The sequence below is a fragment of the Sinobaca sp. H24 genome (assembly GCF_023845525.1).
In genome coordinates, this window is the sequence record NZ_JALBWT010000075.1 from 1 (window position 1) to 6,844 (window position 6,844).

4 protein-coding genes and 1 pseudogene are annotated in these 6,844 nt (G+C 49.4%); all 5 read left to right on the plus strand.

What is annotated here, in order from left to right; translation table 11 throughout:
* The first annotated feature begins 20 nt into the window (after positions 1-20).
* Positions 21-1,556 (plus strand): annotated as a pseudogene (gene garD / locus MMY81_RS32715) (galactarate dehydratase).
* Positions 1,557-1,743: 187 nt separating this feature from the next.
* A complete protein-coding gene (locus MMY81_RS32720) occupies positions 1,744-3,126 on the plus strand; it encodes an MATE family efflux transporter (RefSeq protein WP_252316100.1) in 1,383 nt (460 codons plus the stop codon).
* 75 nt (positions 3,127-3,201) lie between these two features.
* The gene (locus MMY81_RS32725) at positions 3,202-3,417 is read left to right on the plus strand and encodes a type II toxin-antitoxin system Phd/YefM family antitoxin (protein WP_252312238.1); all 216 of its coding nucleotides are present in this window, start codon (positions 3,202-3,204) and stop codon (positions 3,415-3,417) included.
* Positions 3,418-3,540: 123 nt separating this feature from the next.
* Positions 3,541-5,820: a glycoside hydrolase family 3 C-terminal domain-containing protein gene (locus MMY81_RS32730; RefSeq protein WP_252316101.1), complete on the plus strand. Its 2,280-nt coding sequence runs from the start codon at positions 3,541-3,543 to the stop codon at positions 5,818-5,820.
* Between the two features lie 221 nt (positions 5,821-6,041).
* The coding region (locus MMY81_RS32735; protein ID WP_252316102.1) for an L-lactate permease at positions 6,042-6,844 on the plus strand (803 nt) is incomplete at its 3' end.

A 6,844-nucleotide genomic window follows, 5' to 3' on the forward strand; every position in this document is an offset into this window, starting at 1 on the left:
AGAATGAAAGGATGAATCATATGGCACGAAATCAGGATACTGTCGAGACGCCGTTATATATTCAAATCCAGCCCGAGGACAATGTGGCGATTATCGTAAACGCAGGGGGGCTTCCGGAAGGAAACCGAATTTGCATGCGGCCTCGTTCTCCGGGATCGGGTGCCGCAGGGGCATAAAGTAGCGTTAACCGATATTGGAAAAGATAAAGAAATCATCCGCTACGGGGTAGTCATCGGGTATGCGATCGAACCGATTGAAAAAGGAGGCTGGATTAACGAGTCATCCCTGACGCTGCCAACTCCTCCCGAGCTGGAGGAATTATCGCTGGCCACAGAGATACCGGAAACGCTCCCTCCGCTGGAAGGGTACACGTTTGAAGGATATAAAAATCCGAATGGGAGCGTAGGCATTAGAAATATTCTCGGTATTACGACAAGCGTTCAGTGTGTAGCCGGGGTGCTGGATTATACGGTAGAGCGGGTGAAAAAAGAGCTGCTTCCCAAATACCCGAATGTACATGATGTTGTCGCACTAAACCATACGTACGGCTGCGGTGTGGCTATTAACGCGCCCGACGCGAATATACCGATCCAGACGATTCAAAACATCGCCACCCATCCCAATTTCGGCGGCGAAATGATGGTTGTAGGTCTGGGATGCGAAAAGCTGTCCCCGACCCGTCTGATAAACGAAGGCGGGGAAGACAATATTGGTGTCTGCAGGATCAGCAGGGATTTCAAAACATGGTAGATATGATTACAAACATGGCGGATGAAAGACTGTCCACTCTTAACCAAAAGCAGCGGGAAACCTGTCCTGTGTCTGATTTAGTAATAGGAACCCAGTGCGGCGGAAGCGACGCATTCTCGGGCGTCACGGCCAATCCCGCTATTGGCTATGCGACCGACCTGCTGGTTCGTGCCGGAGCAACGGTTTTCTTTTCTGAAGTTACGGAAGTACGGGACGCCGTGCATCTGTTGACACCAAGAACGGTCAATGAAGATGTAGGAAAATCGCTGATTCGGGAAATGAAATGGTATGACGATTATCTTTCCAGAGGCAGCGCGGATCGAAGTGCCAACCCAAGCCCCGGCAATAAGGCAGGGGGCCTCGCCAACGTAGTAGAGAAATCACTCGGCTCCGTAGCAAAATCAGGGAAAAGCCCGATTGCAGGCGTCCTGTCTCCGGGAGAAAAAGCAAAGCAGAAAGGCCTTATCTTTGCCGCAACGCCTGCCAGCGACTTTGTCTGCGGCACCCTTCAGCTCGCTGCGGGCATGCACATGCAGGTCTTCGCAACAGGAAGAGGCACGCCTTACGGACTAGCCGCCGCGCCGGTCATTAAAGTGTCCACCCGTAATTCCCTGCTGGAGCAGTGGCAGGATCTGATTGACGTAAACGCCGGCACGATTGCTACAGGAGAAGCCACAATCGAAGACGTAGGATGGGAAATCTTCCACCTGATCCTGGATATAGCCAGTGGAAAGAAAGAAACCTGGGCCGAAAAATGGGGACTGCACAATGATTTAAGTCTCTTCAATCCGGCGCCTGTGACTTAATACAAAATAAATAAGAAGCTCAATGTCAGAGTTGTTCTGGCATTGGGCTTTATTTCACTGTACTAAGTTTATTCAATAAATAAAGATTGTTATTGGTATTTAACATAACTATACTGATAGTAATGAAATCAAATATACATAAGAGGGGAACGTCTCCCCATATATAGAAGCAGGGAGGACATCTGCCTTGATAAAGAAAACCCGGGAACCGCTGCCTGGTAAGAAACTGTCGCTGTTTCTTATTACATGGCCTATTTTCATTGAAGTTTTTTTACAAATTGCGATGCAGTTTGTAGACGTGTTTATGATCAGCTTTATTTCGGATGATGCGGTCGCTTCCATCGGAGTCGTCAATCAGATTTTCCTGCTGACGTTTGTTTTGTTTAATTTCACTGCTTTAGGTGCAGGTGTGGTGATCTCGCAGTATACGGGCGCCCGCAGAACAGAAGATATTAGTAAAATTGTCTCGCACGCGATTATTATCAACTTAGCCTTCGGTCTGTTTATCAGCGCCATCGTTGTCTTATTTCGTCTTCCTCTGCTGGAATTATTTAATCTGGCGCCGGAATTAATTACATATGCGGATACGTTTATGCTCATTGTCGGGGGCACTCTTTTTACCCAGGCGCTGGTGATGACGCTCTCTGCTCTGCTGCAGGGTAAAGGGTATACAAAAGACGTTATGTACGTCGTGCTTGGCATGAACGTATTAAATGTGTTTGGAAATTATGCGTTTATTTTCGGGGCTTTCGGCTTCCCGGAATGGGGAGTGGCCGGGGTAGCGCTGTCGACCGTCATATCACGGGTACTCGCCATGACTGTCTTAGCCGTCCTTTTGTATATCCGCTTGGACGTCTCGTTGAAATGGAGTGATTTTTACAAGTTGGAGCGGCGCCATGCCGGAAAAATTCTTCACATCGGCATTCCGTCCGCCGGTGAGCAGCTCTCGTATAATGGGAGCCAGCTGGCGATAACGATATTTATCACCACGCTTGGAGCCGCCGCTCTTTCTACAAGAGTCTACGCTTTAAACTTAATGGCGCTGATGATGATATTTTCGCTGTCCGTAGGAAAGGGCATGCAGATTTATGTAGGGCAGCTGATCGGGGCAGGCGAAAGAGAACTGGCGTATCATCAAATGTTCCGGGGCCTTAAAATAGCATTGCTGATCGTACTGCTTGTCGGCATGGTACTGGCTTTTTCGGGCGAAGCATTATTTCAGTTGTTTACGTCCAACCCGGATATTATAGCGACAGGCACTATTCTTCTTTTTATCGGCATTATTCTGGAACCGGGAAAAGCCGGTAATCTGATTATCATCAGCGCGCTCCGGGCGACAGGGGATGCGCGCTACCCCGTTCTGATGGGGATGCTGTTCATGTGGGGCGTGACCGTGCCGCTTGCCTATGTGCTCGGAATCTACCTTGAATTCGGGCTGATCGGTATTTGGATTGCGATGACGATAGATGAATGGGGAAGGGCCAGCCTGATGTATATACGCTGGCGGAGCAGAAAATGGGAAAGCAAGGCCCTGGTGGAAGAATACAAAGAAACGGCCCCGGTACCGTGAGCATCATCCTGGAAAGGATTCTTCTTTTGTGAAAGACAGGTACAATAAAAGCAAAGTAACAAAAGGAGTGATAAGGTGACCTTTATTGCTTACAATGATGCACAGAAAAACTTCGATAATATCATGGACCGGGTAAATGAGGATAAAGAAACAATCGTTATTACTGGAGAAAATGGAAATGCTGTACTGCTGGCAGAGAGTGAATATAACGGTTTACTAGAAACGCTCTACTTGCTGCAGAGGCCGAATAACGCTAAACGATTATTGGAATCCATAGAGCAGCTCGATTAAATAGAAAAAGTTATAAAAATACGAAGCAGACGCGCATAGGCGGCTGCTTTTTTCTATTCTGAAGTGTAACTATATGGAAAAAAGGGGAGAGTACCAAAGTATTAAAAAGTGGAGGAGATAATCATGGCAGCATACAGCGAACTGGTCAAAAAGTTGACTCTTGCAGAGAAAGCAAGCCTTTGTTCCGGAAAGAATTTCTGGAACACACAGAACATAGAAGAGCATCAGATTCCAGGCTTTATGGTAACCGACGGTCCGCACGGCCTTCGCAAGCAGGGGGGCAGTGCTGATCACCTGGGTCTGTCCGACAGCGTACCGGCTACGTGCTTTCCGACCGCTGCAGGACTAGCCGCCAGCTGGAACAGAGAGCTGATGGAAGGCGTCGGACGCCGTCTGGCTCATGAAGCCGGAGCGGAAGATGTGGCGGTGCTGCTGGGACCGGGGATTAACATCAAACGGTCCCCGCTATGCGGTCGTAATTTCGAATATTTTTCAGAAGATCCGTATGTCTCCTCTGAAATGGCTTCTGCCTATATTCATGCGGTTCAGCAGGAAGGTATTGGCACCTCCCTGAAGCACTTTGCCGTTAATAACCAGGAGTACCACCGGCTGACCATGGATGCACGCGTGGATGAGCGCACGCTTCATGAAATATATCTGGCCGCTTTTGAAGCGACGGTCCAAAACAGCCAGCCCTGGTCTGTGATGTGCTCCTATAATAAAGTAAACGGCGTCTTTGCTTCGGAAAATCACAGACTGCTGACGGAACTTCTTCGGGACACATGGGGATTTGAAGGGTTTGTAGTTTCGGACTGGGGTGCTGTGAATGAGCGGGTGGCCGGCCTGAAAGCCGGAATGGACCTGGAAATGCCGTCCAGCGGCGGTGTGGGCGACAAAGCGATTCAGGATGCTGTTGAAGACGGTACGCTGGATGAAGCAGTGCTTGACCGGACCGTAGAGCGGATGCTTGCTTTTGCAGATAAAGCCGAAAAAGGCTTATCCCGAAATTGGAACGTGGATAAAAAAGAGCATCATGATTTTGCGGTGCAAACGGCTGCGGAAAGTATGGTTCTTTTGAAAAATGAAGACGTGCTGCCGCTGCAGGCCTCTGAGTCAGTTGCAGTGATCGGGGAATTTGCTGAACAGCCGAGATTTCAGGGTGGGGGAAGCTCCAAGGTGAATCCAGCCTATTTAGATATTCCGCTCGAACAGATCAAAAAGACAGCGTCCGCAGATCAGCAGATTACGTATGCGCGAGGGTTTCACCTCGACCGCAACGACACCGATGCGGCTTTAGTGGAAGAAGCACTCGCGGCTGCGAAGGCCGCTGATAAAGTTGTCGTTTATGCAGGGTTGCCGGACCGGTATGAATCGGAAGGATATGACCGTACACATCTGCAGATGCCGGCGAATCAGGCGGCGCTGATAGAAGAGCTGGGACGTGTTCATGATAATGTGACAGTACTGCTCAGCAACGGTGCGCCGATTGAAATGCCATGGCTGGACAGCGTGAAAGGCGTCGTAGAATGTTATCTGGGCGGCCAGGGAATGGGGCAGGCGTCCGCAGATATTCTGTTTGGCAGCGTGAATCCATCCGGAAAGCTCGCAGAAACATTTCCTATGACGCTGCAACAGAACCCGTCCTACCTGCATTTTCCCGGCAATAAAGACAACGTGACGTACGGCGAGGGGCTGTACGTCGGCTACCGTTATTACGATGCAAAAGGAGAAACGCCGCTGTTTCCATTCGGCTACGGGCTGAGCTACACGACCTTTTCCTACAGCAATCTTCGGATCGATCAGCAGGAAGCAGGCAGTACGAATGTAACTGTCACCTGCACGATCACGAATACCGGTTCCACAGCAGGCAAAGAAACGGCTCAGCTGTATGTTAAAGATCAGAAAAGCAGCCTCGAACGGCCGGAAAGAGAGCTGAAAGGATTTAAGAAAGTTCATTTGGAACCTGGTGAATCCAAAGACGTGACATTTGAATTGAATGAGCGCAGTTTTGCCTACTACCATGACGGTTTCAGCCAATGGATCGTTGAACCCGGCACATTTACAATAACTGTCGGTGCTTCGTCCCGTGATCTGCGTCTGCACGAAGAGGTAGATATCTCAGAGGACACACGGCCGGTTACCCGGATACACCGCAACTCCCGACTGGGAGAATTAGCGCAGCATCCGGATTTAAAACCGGTGCTTGAAAAGCACCTTGCTTCGCTTGCTTCAAATAATCTGTTTGCCCAGCAGATGGTAGAAGAAGGCGGTGCCGCAGATCCAATGATGGAAGCAATGATGAAGGAAATGCCGCTCCGCGGACTGATTAATTTCAGCAGCGGCCATTTCACTGAACAGAACCTTGCTGATCTTATAGAAGCATGTAACGCCCAAATAAATTAATAGAGAGAAGAACCCGTGAGCAGGCGGGTTCTTCTTTTTTATTGGACACAAGAAAGACAAAAATGAAATTGAAAGCGATTTCCTCTCATGGTAAAATAAAGGTAGAATAAGCTAGTCATCAGATGACCTGATCTTAAGCGGCGGATGCTCGACTGACATACAGGCATTCATCCGTTTCTAAAAATGAAAGCGTATTATTATCTGCTGAAGGAGACACCGTTATGCTAATGCTGACCGCTTTGAGCGCCGTTATTTTTCCGTTTCTTTTTCTTGTACTGCTCCGAATGCCGGCCATTAAGGGTATGTCGCTGAGTGCCGCTATTGTGATTTTTCTGGCGGTTTTATTCTGGGACATGGAAAGCCGGGTGATTCTGTCTTCTATTCTGCAGGGAGCCCATAAAACGTTGACGATCCTGTTGATTTTATTCGGAGCTCTCGTGCTGCTGAATACGCTTCGTAAAAACGGGGCGGTCGACCGGATCAACCAGGGATTTCAGAGTATATCAGCCGACATGAGAGTCCAGCTGATTCTTGTCGCATTTTTGTTCGGCTCGTTGATTGAAGGCGTTGCCGGTTTTGGAACGCCTGCGATGATTACGGCACCTTTAATGGTGGCGCTCGGCTTCAAGCCGCTTGCCGCTGTCGCGACGGCTCTAATTGCCGACAGTTCGGCAGTTGCTTTTGGAGCGGTTGGAACGCCGGTTATTGTAGGTCTCAGTACGCTTGAAGCAGCCACACCTTCCTTTTTTCAGGAGGTAGGAGTGACCGTGACGCTCATTGATTTATTCGGCGGCACCTTTGTGCCGGCCATCCTGATTTTTGTACTCGTGCTGTTTTTCGGAAAAGGGAAGGGCCTGAAAGATGTGTGGCCGATGATCCCATGGACGTTGATGATCGGTGCGGTGTATACGAGCTCCGCGCTCTTATATGCGTTTCTGTTCGGACCGGAGTTTGTGGCTATTCTCGGCTCTCTTACCGGCCTTACGGTCGCCACGATTACGGCGAAAAAGGGGCTGCTGCTTCC

Excerpts from the sequence above, each read along its gene's own strand:
- MMY81_RS32730 (WP_252316101.1), top strand. The coding sequence starts at position 3,541 with ATGGCAGCATACAGCGAACTGGTCAAAAAGTTGACTCTTGCAGAGAAA.